This window comes from Alkalicoccobacillus gibsonii (assembly GCF_016798245.1).
GTDB classification, from domain to species: Bacteria; Bacillota; Bacilli; order Bacillales; family Bacillaceae_D; genus Alkalicoccobacillus; species Alkalicoccobacillus gibsonii.
This window is the reverse complement of the sequence record NZ_JAEUZA010000004.1, coordinates 1-15,142: the sequence shown is the minus strand read 5'-3', so window position 1 is coordinate 15,142 and position 15,142 is coordinate 1. Positions and strand designations below refer to the sequence as shown.

Here is a 15,142-nt window from a genome sequence, read left to right as displayed (position 1 = left end):
ATTTATGAATAATACACACAAATTTTGTCGCCATTGATTTCTTTAATATCCATATCAATCTCATAAATTCCTTCAAGTACATTGGACTTCATGATTTCTTCTGTCGGGCCTTGGTTTACAACTTCACCATCTTTAAGTGCCACAATGTAATCTGAATAAACGGAAGCAAAATTAATATCGTGTATCACAATGACAATAGTTTTATTTAATTCACTTGCCAATTTTTTTAAGACCTTCATGATTTGGACAGAATGCTTCATATCTAAATTGTTCAGAGGCTCATCTAGCAGCACGTAGTCAGTATTTTGAGCAACAACCATTGCAATAAAAGCTCGCTGACGCTGTCCTCCACTTAATTTATCTAAGAATTGATCTTGCATTGATTCAAGTTCTAAGTATCGGATTGCTTCATCTACATATCGCTTGTCTTCTTTTGTCAATCTTCCTTTCGAGTAAGGGAATCGACCAAATCCAACTAAGTCTCGAACAGTTAACCGAATACTAATGTGATTTGTTTGCTTTAAAATAGATATTTTTTTAGCAAGTTCGCTATTATTCTGGTCAGTCAGCTCTTCATTATCTATATAGACATGGCCACTATCTTTTGAGATGAGTCTACTCATAATGGAGAGCAATGTACTTTTTCCGGCCCCATTCGGTCCGATAAAAGACGTAATCTTACCCTTTTGAACGGTTAGTGATACATTATTCACAACCTTCTTATCACCGTAGGATTTGGTTACATTCTTCACTTCTACCATGCTTTACTCTCCTTTAATAATAGATAGATAAAGTAGGTACCACCTACAAAGTTAATAATGACACTTAAGGTTGTTTCAAAAGTAAATACACGTTCAACTATTAATAATCCTCCAACAAGTGCAATCACACTAATTAAGGTTGATCCCATTAATAGATATGTGTGACGATACGTTTTTAAAAATTCTCTTGCCAAGTTTACAACAAGTAATCCTAAAAACATGATCGGTCCAACTAAAGCGGTAGAGATCGATACCAAGACGGCAATTAAGATTAGCATTCTCTTAACGATCTGATCGTAATGAATCCCTAAATTTATCGCTTCATCGCGACCAAGCGCCATCACGTCAAAGAATTTAGTGAAACGGATAACATATATCCCTATGAGTAAGAAGCCAATCAGAGAAAATAACAGGATATCCTCATTCACATTATTAAAGCTAGCAAACATACGATCTTGAATAATCAAGAATTCATTTGGATCAATTAGCATCTGCATAAACGATGATAAGCTTCCAAATAAGCTCCCAAACACAATTCCTACTAACAATAGTAAGAATATATTTTGATCCTCTCTTTTAAACATCAATCGATATAAAATCGATGCAAAAAGAACCATCAACCCAACAGAAAGAAAGAAATTCACGTTCGTATCCATTAACCCTGAACCCGACCCTAAAAAGAATATCAGTACGGTTTGAATTAAGAGATACAAGGAATCTAGACCTAAAATACTCGGTGTTAAAATTCGATTATTTGTAATGGTTTGAAAGACAACCGTTGAAAAGGCAATCGCTGCTCCAGTTAAAACAATGGCAAGAATCTTCTTCCCTCTTCTCGGGAGAACGTACTCCAGATTAGAGCTATTTAAGTGAATAAACATAAAAATAGCAATCAGTGCCAAGGCAATTATACTGAGTAGTATCATTTTCTTTTTAGGCATAGGATGATTTCCTCCTGAGCAACAAATAGAGGAAGATCGCACTACCTATCACGCCTACCATGACTCCAATGGAAAGTTCATATGGATAGATGATGATTCGACCGAGTATGTCACAGAATAAGACAAACACTACGCCTAAAAACGCTGTATGCGCTAAGCTATTTTTTAAGTTATCGCCTTTGTATAGCGATACAATGTTAGGAACAATTAACCCTAGGAAAGGAATCATTCCAACTGTCAGAATAACAACAGAGGTCATCAAGGCTACAATAACCAGACCTACTTGAACGACTGACTTGTACTTCAACCCTAGATTTTTTGAAAAATCTTCTCCCAGGCCCGCAACTGTAAAACGATTAGCATATACAATGGCTAAAAGTAGAAGCGGAATACTTATGTAAAGTAGCTCATAACGGCCTCTAAGAATTAAGGAAAAATCTCCTTGAAGCCACGATGACATATTTTGTACTAAGTCATACTTTAGTGCAAAGAACGTTGTGATTGACCCAACCACGTTTCCAAGCATCATTCCTACAAGTGGGATGAAAATGGTGCCCTTATGCTTAATTCGATCTAATATCTTCATAAACAAAAATGTACCCGCTAATGCAAAGGTTGAAGCAACAAGCATCTTCACAATGGGACTAGCATTTGTGAAAAAAATGAGTGAGATTAAAATTCCCAGCCTTGCCCAATCCATCGTTCCTGCCGTTGTAGGTGAAACAAATTTGTTCCGCGTGAGCTGTTGCATAATTAGACCACATACACTCATTGCAGCTCCAGCGATAATAATGCTGATGACCCTTGGTACCCTACTCTCAATTAGAACTCTCTCCTGTGCTTCTGTAAGTGAGAAAAGATCCAGTGGAGAAACATTTGTCACTCCAACAAATACTGATGTGATAGAAAGAAGGATGAACAAGATAATTAAGTAATATAACTTCATGGTTGCAACCGTTGGTTAAAACAGCCCTGTCCCCCCTCAAGCAATGATGTTGATATTCATTATCAATTACATTCTCTATCTTATCATCTTTATTGCCCTAGTCAAGAATGATTTTCAATTAGAGACTTTTGTCATACAAAAACACCCAACTATAAGTCGGGTGTTTTGTGTCTGTTCATTCTATTTAGTATTAAAATGGCCAGGGCAATCCAAGTGATGCTGAATAAAGTTCCTCCTAGAATATCTGTTAAGAAGTGAACACCTAAATACATCCGGCTAATCCCCATTAATACAAATAGGACTAATGCTACTACAATGGAAAGTATTCTAATCATCTTTCGATCAACATAATGGTAGATTAAATATATACATAATCCACCAAAGGAAACAGCTGCCATTGTGTGCCCACTCGGAAAGCTATAGCCTGGTTGTTCGATTAGATAATTAATCTCTGGTCTAGCTCTTCCTATCCATTCCTTCACTGTCATGTTTAATAGGGCAGTTCCTCCCATTATTAACATAGGCGGCAAAACAGCAGTCCATTTTTTCTGCCAGAGTACTAAAATAATCATCAATATCAATGTTAAAGCCGCCATGACTTTTGTTCCACCTAACAAAGCAAGGAAAAGCATAAAAGATGTGATCCATTCTGCCCTTACACTCGGGACATGCTCAACAATAAAAACATCAAATTGTTGAAAAAAAGAGTGTTCATATGTAAATGCTAATAATATGAACAAACTAAGCGTAACAAAACTTATACTAAGTAAAATTTTATTATGGTTCATCGGTTTCTCCTTTTTCATGAATGAACCCATTTTACAGATATCTGATCTGCTTGACAATGACTAGCATTTAAAAGCCTTTATATGTTTTCTTTATATAATAACTGGGTACTTATTAAAAGAAAGATGATCAAATTTGAAAGCGGGATTAGAATGCCTCGTCAACATTTACCATCACAATTAGTCACTCCAACTTACATACATCAAATTCATACCCTCCATGGTACTTCAGCCGGCGTTCTTATTTCAGCTACCCTACTTAAGAGAATGTCTTTTTCTTTATTGAAGAAGCTAATAACATCCTGCCACACAACGGTCCTGCAGGTGGAGTCAGAAGAAACATTAGACGTACTCAAATTACAGCTTAAACGACTTAAAAGAACTCAGACTATTTTTTTATCTACGCAACTATGTTTGTTAAAAAAGATTGAGATGGCCTTTCCAACGTACAGACGAGTGTATAAGAGTACCATCACAAACTGGAATATAAACGACCTAATTGTTCACTTAAATAGATATCGCATCCGTACAATTATGCTTGAACCAGAGACTGCATCCTCTCTTTCTCATTCTTTAAGGAAACATGCATTTTCTATATGGAGTCAGGCTGAAAGTCAATCAAACCTTCACGACCTTATGGTTTCTAGTGTTCAATCTATTTCCGTACCAATCGAAAGTGAGATCATACCACTTTGGAAAGCGTATAGTCACTTAAGGATTCTTCATCGTCCAGTTTTCATCGCCCATCGAGGGGCGTGTCAGCTCAAGCAAGAAAATACGTTAGCTGCATTTAAATGGGCGAGTCGATTCGGTGCAGATATACTTGAAACTGATGTTCGAGAAACGAAGGACGGTCACCTTGTTTTGTTTCATGATTCAACGTTAAAAAGACTTACTGGAGATAGACGACGTGTAGCACAGCTAACACTAAAAGAGATGAATTCACTGACTCCCGTTGTGGAGCTTGAAACCTTTTTAGCTACATACCAACATACCTCGCACACATTATTGCTTGAACTAAAAGAAGAACATATCGTTCAGAGCGTTGTGAAGCTCATACAAAAATACGAGCTTTGGCATCAAGTTCATATCCAGAGTTTTCTTCCAAAAGTCTTAAAGGACGTTCAAGCATTAGAGCCTCAATTGGGGGTCAGTTTACTATATTCCCATAACAAGGGTTCAAGAGTCCATCATTCTGAGGCTATCGTAAAGGAGACTTTATTACACACACAAGCGTCCCTTAATCCGAAAATTCGAAGAACAAATTTCTTCTCAAAGCATGATAGAGATGGAATTCAGTCTTTTTATTGGACCATTCGGACAAAAAAAGAGCTTGAGAAGCAGTGGTCTAAAGGAACCTTAGGATTAATTATGGATTGCATTCAATATATCAACTGGTATCCCGTGCAAATGAACGTATCATCGCTTCCTACTCGTAATAAGCGGGACACTATATCGTTTCCTGCACAGGAACAGGCTATCTTTAGTGATGGATCAAATGAATGGGTACCAGTAGAATGGTATGTCCAAACCAAAACAGAGCTACGACGAGTGACTGAGGAAGTGAAATCAGATACGTCCATTCATGTATTTTGTGTATATCGTGTCTACCTTAATGGAGTATCTCATTCCATTTGCTCAGCTTTAATTCATATTTAAAAGAAGGAGGGTTTCCTATGAATCAGAATTCATCTGAATCGTTTGAAAGAGATCATTTAATCTCAAGTATTATTGAACTCGGAGTATATAAATTAAAAAATCGGCACTTATTTGAATTGAGCATGAGTGAAATCAATCACTTGTACCAGTCACTAACAAGAAACCAAACTCCTGAAACTGAAGCAAATTTAGATAAAAGTGTATAATAAGAGCCTGGAACATAACTCAAAATAAACGAAAAATGGCGAATGATTCGCTTATTGAATCATTCGCCATTCGTTTTTTTCGAAACGAGCGGAAGGAGAACCGGAGACTCCTACGGAACAGAACGCGGTGAAGACACTGTAGCGGCGCTTTTTCCGCGGAAGGGGCTGAGGCCGTTCTTGTGGGTGCGAAGGATTCTCCTGTAGCGGATATATTGCTATGTTCGTGTCTTCGTTAGTAATTTACTTTTTTACCCCAATCACTTTCTGAGTAGACCATTATTTATAAAATAGATGTAATGTTGATTCCTTGTTCTGTTAGATGTTTTCTTAACTCTGTGACAAATAACAGAGCGTGCTCCCCGTCTCCATGTACACAAACGGTATCAGCCTCCATCGGAATGGTACTGCCATCAACAGCTGTTACAGTTGAAGTCTTAACCATCTGCAATACTTGTTCAATAGCCTGTTCATGGTTTGTAATTAACGCATGTTCTGATGTTCTAGGCGTTAATGTACCATCCGGTTGATACGTTCGATCAGCAAAGACTTCGTTCGCCACTTTTAAACCATGATTCAATCCAGCTTTAATTAATTCACTACCAGATAGTCCAAACAGTACAAGATCTGGGTTCGTATCTTTAACCGCTCTAGCAATCGCATCAGACATCTTAGGATCAACCGCAGCCATATTAAACAACGCCCCATGTGGTTTTACATGCTGCATCGTCAGATTGTGTAGCTTACAAAATCCTTCAAGTGCACTAATTTGGTATACAACAAAATGATAAATGTCTTCTGGCGTCGTTTGAATAGGTCGTCTTCCAAAGCCAAATAAATCATTAAAACCTGGATGAGCTCCAATTCTTGCCCCGTGAACCTTTGCCAGTTGCACGGTTTTTGCCATTGTGTTGTGGTCACCTGCATGATAGCCACACGCAACATTTATGGAAGTGACAAAAGGAATGATGGCTTCATCCTCTCCCACCTTAAATGAACCATAGCTTTCTCCTAAATCACAATTCAGATCAATTTGCTTCATGTTAAATCCTCCTTATTAAACCTAAATCCCTTTTAATTGGATTGCTACTTTTATTTCCGCTAACTCTTTTTCTGACTGTAAATAAACTTGTTCTGCTTCTTGCAAGGAGACTTCTGTAAACTGAATCCATTCACCTGGCCTCATCTGAGCTAGCTTCGGAATGTCAACAAGCATCACCTGAGCAATTCTAGGGTAGCCGCCCGTTGATTGTCTGTCAGCAAGAAGAATAATCGGTTTTCCACTAGGTGGAAGTTGCACAGTTCCAAGTGCCACTGCTTCTGATAACAATTCAAATGAATCTGCTAGTTCAATACTCTCTTCTGTTTCAAGTCGGTACCCCATTCGATCAGATTGCGTTGAAAGTTGAAAAGGCTTTTCCAGAAAAATCTTTTGACTCTCAGTCGTGAATCGATCAAAATGACTCCCTTTCATCACTCGAATTAGATGAGGTTGATCTGTTGTAGATTCAATTGTTTGTGCAACTCTCCAATGAAGTGGTTTCTGGTCTTCAGCTAAACGCTGTACTAACTTATTGGCGTGGTCTGACATAGGAAGAAGATCCAGAATATCTCCTTTTTCCAATGCTCTACCGTCAAGTCCTCCCATTTTCGCTCGTATGTACGTACTTTTACTTCCCAATTGTACAGGTACATTAAAACCACCCGCTACTGAAAGATAGGCACGACAGCCCTTACGTATTGGCTCAAAATGAAGGTACGAACCTTTAGGAACAAACAATGGCGTATGTAACGATCGTCTCTTCCCATTAAGTACAGGAATCATTCCTCCTCCCGCAACTGCAATTAACAAATCCTCATCAAATGATAAAGAGGGACCTGTCAGTGTCATTTCTAGGCACGCTTCCCCTTCATCATTTCCGACAAGTAGGTTGGCTACGCGGAGGGACTTAGAATCCATGGCTCCTGTTACTGAAACACCTTGATTCATATACCCATAGCGTCCTAGATCCTGAATGGTGGTCTGCATACCTGGCTTCATTACATGGATGCTCATTTAGTCACGCTCCTTTAACTCATTGAATTCCTCTAAGGATATTGGAGTGAATCGGATTAAGTGACCCGGCTTTAGTAGGCTTGGTTCATTTCGATTAAGATCAAAGAGCTTAAAAGGGGTTTGTCCAATCAACTGCCATCCACCAGGTGTTTGCATCGGATAGATACCTGTCTGTTTTCCAGCAATTCCTACAGATCCTGCAGGGATTGTCAGCCGCGGCTGCTTCTTACGTGGAGTTGCGATGGCCTCATCCATCCCCCCTAGGAAAGGGAAACCAGGAGAGAATCCAAGCATATACACCTGATAAACGCCTTCCGAGTGAATTTGAATAACTTCATCTATTGTTAAGCTGTTATGCTCTGCTACTTCTTGCAAATCAGGACCTAAGGAGAGATCGTAGCAAACCGGTATCTCAATTGTTTCCTGTGAGACTGATGCAGAGTGTTCCGCACTTTCCGCAGTGTATTCTTCTAGTTGTTGACGAACCAAGTCACTTGGGCTTAAAAGTGTTGTTGGTGCATTTGCCAATACATCTGTTGGTTTATAAAAGATGGCAACCCCTGTATAACTTGGGACGCATTCAATAAAACCGGGAAACGGATTTCTCGTTATAAGGTCAATGAAGGTCAAAATCCTCAGATGAGTATCTGGATTAATTGTATCTGCGAATTGAACAACCATAGATGTTTCGCTTAGTGAATAAATATGTGGATAAGATACATTCGTATCCATACAGATTCCTCCATTTCTTTTGTGAATGAACATTCTTTTTAAGCAATATGTACGTACTTCGTGATGCTCTATACAGCTTATTTTCCCATTTATGTAGGTTGTTAAAACAGAAACATATTCCTTGAACAACAAATAGCAGGGAACAGATCCTGCTTGAATTCATTTAAGCATAGCATTATTTACTTCAAAACGTGTAGATTTAATGGGGTTATGAACGAAAAATAGCGAACCTTCATATGATTTGAAGGTTCGCTATGACATATCATTCAACTCTTCGACTCTTATAATTTTAAGTAGCCTAAAGTGACAACCACTGCTGTTAGAACGATAAAAACAATCCAAACCGATCCTGTTTGTTCAACACGCTTTGTTTTGCCCATGATGACTTCCATGATCCCGATTAGCATGATCGCTAATACACCTTTGATTAGGAAGCTCCAATTTGCTGATACAAAGTCACCAAAATTGTTATAATTACCGAACCGTAGTACTAATAGTCCGATTCCTGATGCAAGCATAATTACATAGAATAATCGCACAATCATGTAGACAATTTTAGATCCCTTCGGCTTTCCCCAGCGAAAAAGGAAGTAAGCAAGTAGAAATAAAAGAATCATAATAGCCCAAGAACCAGCATGAGATTGATAGAACATATTATACATCAAAGCACTCCTTTTCAATTTTTTATATGTAAGATCGGGTCAAATACTTTAACCCTAGAAACAAAAAAGCCTGTCCTACTTATTCGGAGCAGGCTCCTGATTCACAGTTATGATGGATTCATGTTCCGGATCATGTAGTTGTTTTTCAACTCGACGATATGAAAATAACATAGCAATCCTCCAAGGAAGAATCATCCCATAAGCTAAAAGGAAAAACATCCCCGATAGTTCTTCGGGATTAATACTTTGACCAAGAAACGCACGAACCGCAATTCGTATGACCAATAACCCCATTAATATAAACATAAACGCTTTTGAACGCTGTAAATATATATGACCATCTCTTATCTCAAACTTTGACGTCACGATAAGGAGGATTGAAAATAACATTCCAACTGCAAGCGCTTCCGCGACTTGCAAAGAATCAGGTCTAGTTGGTTCATATAGAAACATTAAAAAACCAGTAGACATAAAAATAGGTGGTAAGATAATTTTCTTTAAAGAAACGGGCTTTTTCGCTGCTTTCATTCGCACTAGCAATGCAATTCCACCCATGACAAAAGCAAGTACAATTGGAATGAGGAGTAAGTTATCCAACTTGAGGTCCCCTTTTCAGTAAAATTCATCTATATGAGGTTGATGAAACATGAAAGCCTGTTCCGCTGCTATGAGCGGAACAGGAAGAGATTAACCATTTACATACATTAGGATAAGCGAATACCCAATGATTAATGCAAAGAGTATCGTAATATGATTAAGAGAATAAATAAACATAGCCGTTGCCCACTTATAGTCACTCATCTTTTTATATCCAGCTAGGCCAAGAATCATCCAACCTAGTGTTAAAACAAACGCAGTAATAGCAATTGTTTTACTGAATGGGAAGAAGAGTGCAGAAGAAGCAAGTAACACAACTAAATAAACAAGCGTTTGAATTTTTGTACGCTTGATACCTTTTACGACTGGTAACATCGGTACATCTGCAGCTCGGTAATCTTCAAGCTTACGGATCGCAATCGCATAAAAATGCGGCATTTGCCAAATGAGCATTAGTACAAATAATCCAATAGCTGCTGGATGATAAATATCAGACGATACTGCAGCCCAACCAATTAATGGAGGAACCGCTCCAGATAAGCTTCCTACCTCTGTATTATAAATCGTGCTTCGCTTAGTCCAAATCGTATAAGGTACAGTATAAAGGAATAACCCTAAAAACCCAAGTAGTGCTGCTAACGGACTAGCAAATGCAAGTAATACTGTCCCCGCCACTGCAAAGGAAGAACCTAAAATAAGTCCAGCTTTCGTTGAAATAGCGCCAGTAACAGTCGGCCGTTTCTTTGTTCTCTCCATCTTTGCATCTATATCGCGGTCATACAAATTGTTAAATGTACCTGCCGCACCAATAACTAGCGAACTACCTACTAATGCTAGAATAATAGACCCCATGTGGGTAAGAAGTGTTTCTCCATGTATAAATAAAGCAAAACAAAGTCCCGCAACCATAGCGAGTACATTTGACTTTATAATTCCAGTTTTAATGGTTTCAAAGAGAATATCCGCGTAATAGGATACATTTGAAACTGAAGTTGTCTGTTCAACTGTCTTTTCTAACTTCACACTTTTCATTTGGGACTCCTCTCTCAGTATAAAGATCTGCATGTTAGCCAGATCAAGCCACTGATTTTTTCAAAAAAGAGTCTTACAGCTTACCTTCATGACACTTTTTTTAATCGCCTGGCTCATTTATTAAGTCTAACATAAACCCTTGCAAATAACAGATTCCAATTCTACAATCCAAAAAGCTGTCATACCTTTGTGACTACTTTTTGACAAGATTCTACCTGCAGTTGTGAAAGTATTCACTTGCCAAATGTATTATACTCTCATTTGTAGTGAATGCAAGAGTTTATGCCTCACTGCTTAAGTAAATTTAAGACCGTACCTCTGGATTAATTGGTGTCAGTGGATCCTTGCCGGTAAGCGTCGCTACTAAGTTATCGGCAGCTAACTTAGCCATTTTGTTTCTTGTTTCCAAAGTAGCTGAACCAATATGAGGCAGCGAAACCACATTTTTCAGCTTAAGTAGTGGATGGTCTGCAGGAACTGGCTCTTCTCTGAAAACATCTAGACCCGCAGCATAGATCTCTCCGTTTTCTAATGCATGAAATAGAGCTTCTTCATCAACCGTTTGACCTCTCGAGCCATTCACAAAAACAGCGTCTTTTTTCATTAAAGAAAATTGCTCTTTCCCCATGAGATCAAGTGTTTCCTTTGTTAAAGGTGTTAGCAGGCACACGATGTCTGATTCTTTTAATAGTTCTTCTAAAGAACAGTATGTCGCACCATATGTATCCTCAGCCCATTGGTTTCTTGACCGATTATGATAAAGAATCTCCATATCAAAGCCTGCAGCTGCTCGTTTGGCTAAGGTTTGTCCTACTCTTCCCATTCCGATAATTCCAAGCTTCTTGTGATGAACATCGAACCCAAAAAGGTCAGGAGTAACCGATGCCTTCCAATCCCCACTCTTCACAAGATGATCGAGTTCAACAATTCTTCTTCTTGTAGCAAGAATTAATGACATCATCGTATCCGCCACTGTGTCGTCAAGTACTTCTGGTGTATTGGTTGCTAACACACCAAATTCATTTAAGTCATTTAACACAAGGTTGTCGTATCCTACTGTTATGTTACAAACAACAGATAGTTTGGGAGCTTTCTCAAGTAATTCGCGATCAACCTTTAATCCAGAACCAAGAACTCCCTCTGCTTCTGTAAGCTCTTTCATAAATTCAGAGTAATTATCATCCGTTAGTTTTTCATAATAGGTTACCTCAAATGTTTCCTTTAGACAGGCAAGTACATCTTCGGGAACGTGACTGTATACAATGACTTTTGGCATGATTTCAATTCCTCCCATTATACTTTGCTTTTAGTATAACAGAGCTTACGAGCTTACATGTGACATTTAGACAAATTTTTGAGGGAAGATTTTCAATTCATTCAATTATATACGACGCTGCCCATCCTCTCTGATATAGCAGAATCAACTGGTTTTTCTGTTACGTTTAAGCCATTGAATGCATATGTCTGGTTAATGATCGCAAAAAAGAACGACTCTACCAAATAAACATGGTTAGAGTCGTTCTTTTTTCTTATTCTTCAAATCCGATATATTCGGTTACGATGGCCAAAAACATTTTGCCGATCATATGTAACGATTCTTCGTCAAAATCAAAGCGCGGATGGTGATGCGGAAACTGAGTTGACACGTCATCTGTTCTTCCTCCGACATGGAAGAACACACCTGGTTTTTGCTCTAGATAGTATGCAAAATCTTCCCCACCTAATGAAGGAGCAACCACAACCGGTACATCCTCACCTAAATGTGTACTTGCGATTGAGCGAACCATAGCTGTTTCGTCAGCGTGATTTACTACAGCAGGGTAGCCCTTTTGGTAATCAATCGTATAGTCTGCATGAGAAGCTTGACATACTCCGCTCACGATGTGATTCATCTCACTTTCAATAAATGTTCTTGTGTCAGGATTATAGGTTCTCACGGTTCCTTTAATTTCAGCTGAATCCGCAATCACATTAAAGGCTGTACCCGCTTGAAATACACCTACTGTTACAACAGCTGGATCAATTGGATTAACGCGTCTGCTTACGATCTGTTGAAGATGGGTAACTAATTGACTTCCAACGGTCACCGAGTCAACCGTCGTATGTGGCTTAGCACCATGTCCTCCTTTTCCTTGAATACGTATGGAAAAGGAATCTGCAGCAGCCATAATTGCACCCTCTCGAATAGCCACTTTTCCTAAAGGAATGTCAGAAGAGACATGTGCCCCAAATACTTTATCAACACCATCAAGTGCTCCTGCCTCGATCATTGATTTAGCACCGCCTGGTAATAGCTCTTCTGCATGTTGGAAGATGAGTACCACTGTTCCTTTTAATTGATCTTGAACCGTTGATAATACTTTAGCAACACCTAAAAGAGCGGCTGTGTGACCATCGTGACCGCATGCGTGCATCACATTTTCTACCGTTGATTTATAAGGAACGTCATTTAACTCATTAATCGGCAAGGCATCAAAGTCTGCTCTAAGTGCAATAGTTGGTCCATCTTGATCGCCTCGAACATACGCTAATAATCCATTCCCACCAACATTGGTCTTAACTTCAAGCCCAAATCCCTTTAGAGTTTCAGCGATATAAGCTGATGTTTTAGACTCTTGGAAAGATAACTCAGGGTATTGATGCAAGTACCTTCTCCAATCAATCACCTGTTGTTTTTCTGCTTTTAGCTTTTCAATTAGTTCAATGCTCATACGCTGTATCTCTCCTTCTCTCTCTAACTCCTCCATGTATTCTTAACAGATTACAGAATACACAGAAAAATGTCCACCTTTTTAATCCTTACTTGACTGATAGGAATAGATTGTTTATAGTGTACATATTATAATGAACCAGGTCAAATTCAAGGATAAAAGGAGGCGCATAAGTGGGTAGACTAGAAGATGCTGTTGATATTCGCAAACAACAATTAATTAGTAAACTGCTTAAGCATCACATTTATAAAAAGGATGGGCAGCAGCTTTACAAGCTTACATTGTCTGAAGTGGAACAGGTATATGCTACATTAAACAAGAGACCGTCTTAGTGGGTAAAGAGTCGTTAAAATCTTTAATTACGAATCATCCTCATTGGGAATTTCATTTTAATAGATGAAAATATAAAAGACTGATGACCCTACCTAAGGATCATCAGTCAAATTTTACGTTCATTTTTTATTATGGCTTAACTGCTTTTAATACAAATGTTTTTGGAATACCTTTATCAAAGACATCACTTGATAGATTAGGTTCTTCTATTAACTCGCTTACGATTAAACCTGAATTGGCAGTGGCCGTGACGATTTCTCCCAGCGTCCACTTTCTAAGTAATACCGTAGATGTTGTCTCTGTATCAAACTTTGAGAAAGAAACGTTTTGTTCATAAAGCGAGGAATCAAAATAATCTCCATTTACTTTATGCTTACGAATCTTAGCTGTTGTTCCTTTTGATGTAATAAGCTTTGTGGAAACTGGGTGAAAATCTCGAATGACACATTGTCCACCTTCATCGAGCAAAGAATAGATCATTTGAAAGAAAGGACCCAAATCTTTAAAATAATGTAGAATGCCCATCTCGGCAAAAACAAGATCATAAGGTGGTTGATCGCCTAACTGTAACTCGAGCACGTCACCTAATACATAGGAGATTGATATACCCGATGCTTCCGCTAGTTCCATCGCATAACGCTTATTTCCTGGGGAAAAGTCAGCAACCGAAACATCCGCTCCAAGAAGCGCTAGTGGTACTGCCTTTGTTCCATTAGAACCCATTAGATTCATGATTCGTTTGCCAGCGACCTCACCAAAGTGGGGTAATAATGTAATTAAAGGCTTTTCTGGGTGAGCTTTTAACTTTTGTGCAGCTTCAGTCGGAACACCAAATCGCTTGACCCAAGCTTGATAGGATTCATTGTTCCAAGCCTCTTGATTTTGATTGTTTGTAGTCATAGTACTTCGTCAGTCCACACTTTCCATCTAACTCATAAGCAATTCGTTAGCCAATTAGATGTTTTACCATATGATAATATGGGTGATCATATAAATCAAACTGTTCGAGTTCAGTAAATTCAAAGCGTTCATACAAGCGTTTTGCTCGATTATTCGAGTGTTCCACGTTTAATGACAGTTTTTGATATCCCTTGTCATAGGCTTCTTCTTCAACCGCTTCTAAAAGCATCGTTCCGATCTTCTGATTACGAAAATCTTCTGCTACAGCAATTGAATCAAGATAATATTCATCTGGTTTTGCCTCTAATTGAATAACCGGTGTCTGAATCTTAAAAAACGCAGCGATTTCACTGCTTAATTGATGATCGTAGTACACTGCATCTTCGTAATGATAAACAATAGCGATTGCAGCAATTCTACCTTCTAATTCACTTAATAAAAAGTTGTGGTAGCTAAATCGATTCCCTTCTTTTTCAAACAATGTAGCAAGAAATGTTAGAAACGTCTCTTTTGGTGTTTGTTGAATAAATTCAAGATCCATCGTTTCTAAAATAGAGTACGTTAACTCATTAATCTGTCGTATATCTTCTTCATTCTCATTCTCGGTTGCAAACCGTATCATGATAAGCCTCCATGAAATTGTATGATTATTTTTCCCTCTATAAGTAGAGGTATTCTTGTTATTATATGAAAAATCGCAGGGGTTGACCACTATTTCCCCTTATTAGTATACCTATATTCTATAAAAATCAAAACCACCAGTGTGAACTGGTGGTTTGCTCTGCGGCTGGAAGCCTCTCTTACCGGCCTTGGCCTCAAAGGCC

17 protein-coding genes are annotated in these 15,142 nt (G+C 38.5%); 3 read left to right on the top strand and 14 right to left on the bottom strand.

Translation table 11 applies throughout. The features are described from left to right. Window positions 1–2 precede the first annotated feature (2 nt). From JNO66_RS15170 to JNO66_RS15155, 4 genes are all read right to left on the bottom strand, one after another. Complete coding sequence (locus JNO66_RS15170; protein WP_203089419.1) at window positions 3–761, bottom strand: iron ABC transporter ATP-binding protein; 759 nt, start codon at window positions 759–761, stop codon at window positions 3–5. Continuing rightward, window positions 755–1,702, bottom strand: a complete 948-nt coding sequence (locus JNO66_RS15165) for an iron chelate uptake ABC transporter family permease subunit (RefSeq protein ID WP_203089418.1) — start codon at window positions 1,700–1,702, stop codon at window positions 755–757. Before JNO66_RS15165 ends, JNO66_RS15170 begins: the two co-directional genes overlap by 7 nt. Beyond that, the gene (locus JNO66_RS15160) at window positions 1,695–2,648 is read right to left on the bottom strand and encodes an ABC transporter permease (RefSeq protein WP_203089417.1); all 954 of its coding nucleotides are present in this window, start codon (window positions 2,646–2,648) and stop codon (window positions 1,695–1,697) included. Before JNO66_RS15160 ends, JNO66_RS15165 begins: the two co-directional genes overlap by 8 nt. A 149-nt stretch (window positions 2,649–2,797) precedes the next feature. Continuing rightward, on the bottom strand, window positions 2,798–3,436 hold the full coding sequence (locus JNO66_RS15155) for a phosphatase PAP2 family protein (protein WP_203089416.1): 639 nt from the start codon (window positions 3,434–3,436) through the stop codon (window positions 2,798–2,800). 150 nt (window positions 3,437–3,586) lie between these two features. Between JNO66_RS15155 and JNO66_RS15150 the strand changes: the two genes are divergently transcribed. Continuing rightward, the gene (locus JNO66_RS15150) at window positions 3,587–5,092 is read left to right on the top strand and encodes a glycerophosphodiester phosphodiesterase (RefSeq protein ID WP_203089415.1); all 1,506 of its coding nucleotides are present in this window, start codon (window positions 3,587–3,589) and stop codon (window positions 5,090–5,092) included. Window positions 5,093–5,109: 17 nt separating this feature from the next. Continuing rightward, a complete protein-coding gene (locus JNO66_RS15145; RefSeq protein WP_203089413.1) occupies window positions 5,110–5,298 on the top strand; it encodes a Fur-regulated basic protein FbpA in 189 nt (62 codons plus the stop codon). A 280-nt stretch (window positions 5,299–5,578) separates the two neighbouring features. Here the strand turns inward: JNO66_RS15145 and JNO66_RS15140 are convergent, their stop codons facing one another. From JNO66_RS15140 to JNO66_RS15105, 8 genes are all read right to left on the bottom strand, one after another. Then, complete coding sequence (locus JNO66_RS15140) at window positions 5,579–6,337, bottom strand: 5-oxoprolinase subunit PxpA (protein WP_203089412.1); 759 nt, start codon at window positions 6,335–6,337, stop codon at window positions 5,579–5,581. Between the two features lie 21 nt (window positions 6,338–6,358). Next, window positions 6,359–7,351, bottom strand: a complete 993-nt coding sequence (locus tag JNO66_RS15135) for a 5-oxoprolinase subunit C family protein (RefSeq protein WP_203089411.1) — start codon at window positions 7,349–7,351, stop codon at window positions 6,359–6,361. Next, window positions 7,352–8,083: a 5-oxoprolinase subunit PxpB gene (gene pxpB / locus JNO66_RS15130; RefSeq protein ID WP_203089410.1), complete on the bottom strand. Its 732-nt coding sequence runs from the start codon at window positions 8,081–8,083 to the stop codon at window positions 7,352–7,354. Between the two features lie 281 nt (window positions 8,084–8,364). Further along, entirely contained in the window at window positions 8,365–8,745 is a 381-nt protein-coding gene (locus tag JNO66_RS15125; RefSeq protein ID WP_203089408.1) for a DUF1516 family protein, read from the bottom strand. 75 nt (window positions 8,746–8,820) lie between these two features. Then, window positions 8,821–9,342, bottom strand: a complete 522-nt coding sequence (locus JNO66_RS15120) for a CcdC family protein (RefSeq protein ID WP_203089407.1) — start codon at window positions 9,340–9,342, stop codon at window positions 8,821–8,823. Window positions 9,343–9,432: 90 nt separating this feature from the next. Next, window positions 9,433–10,374, bottom strand: a complete 942-nt coding sequence (gene cyoE, locus JNO66_RS15115) for a heme o synthase (protein WP_203089406.1) — start codon at window positions 10,372–10,374, stop codon at window positions 9,433–9,435. Window positions 10,375–10,678: 304 nt separating this feature from the next. Continuing rightward, window positions 10,679–11,653 carry a 2-hydroxyacid dehydrogenase gene (locus JNO66_RS15110; protein ID WP_203090220.1) on the bottom strand — a complete coding sequence of 325 codons (975 nt, stop codon included), beginning with the start codon at window positions 11,651–11,653 and terminating at the stop codon, window positions 10,679–10,681. A gap of 250 nt (window positions 11,654–11,903) precedes the next feature. Continuing rightward, window positions 11,904–13,085, bottom strand: a complete 1,182-nt coding sequence (locus JNO66_RS15105; RefSeq protein WP_203089405.1) for a M20 metallopeptidase family protein — start codon at window positions 13,083–13,085, stop codon at window positions 11,904–11,906. 173 nt (window positions 13,086–13,258) lie between these two features. Between JNO66_RS15105 and JNO66_RS15100 the strand changes: the two genes are divergently transcribed. Continuing rightward, window positions 13,259–13,417 (top strand): Fur-regulated basic protein FbpA, encoded by a 159-nt coding sequence (locus JNO66_RS15100; protein ID WP_203089404.1) that lies wholly within the window; start codon window positions 13,259–13,261, stop codon window positions 13,415–13,417. Window positions 13,418–13,547: 130 nt separating this feature from the next. Here JNO66_RS15100 and JNO66_RS15095 read toward each other — a convergent pair whose 3' ends face one another. Then, on the bottom strand, window positions 13,548–14,318 hold the full coding sequence (locus JNO66_RS15095; protein ID WP_203089402.1) for a class I SAM-dependent methyltransferase: 771 nt from the start codon (window positions 14,316–14,318) through the stop codon (window positions 13,548–13,550). A 46-nt stretch (window positions 14,319–14,364) separates the two neighbouring features. Continuing rightward, window positions 14,365–14,940: a GNAT family N-acetyltransferase gene (locus JNO66_RS15090; protein ID WP_203089400.1), complete on the bottom strand. Its 576-nt coding sequence runs from the start codon at window positions 14,938–14,940 to the stop codon at window positions 14,365–14,367. Between the last annotated feature and the right edge of the window lie 202 nt (window positions 14,941–15,142).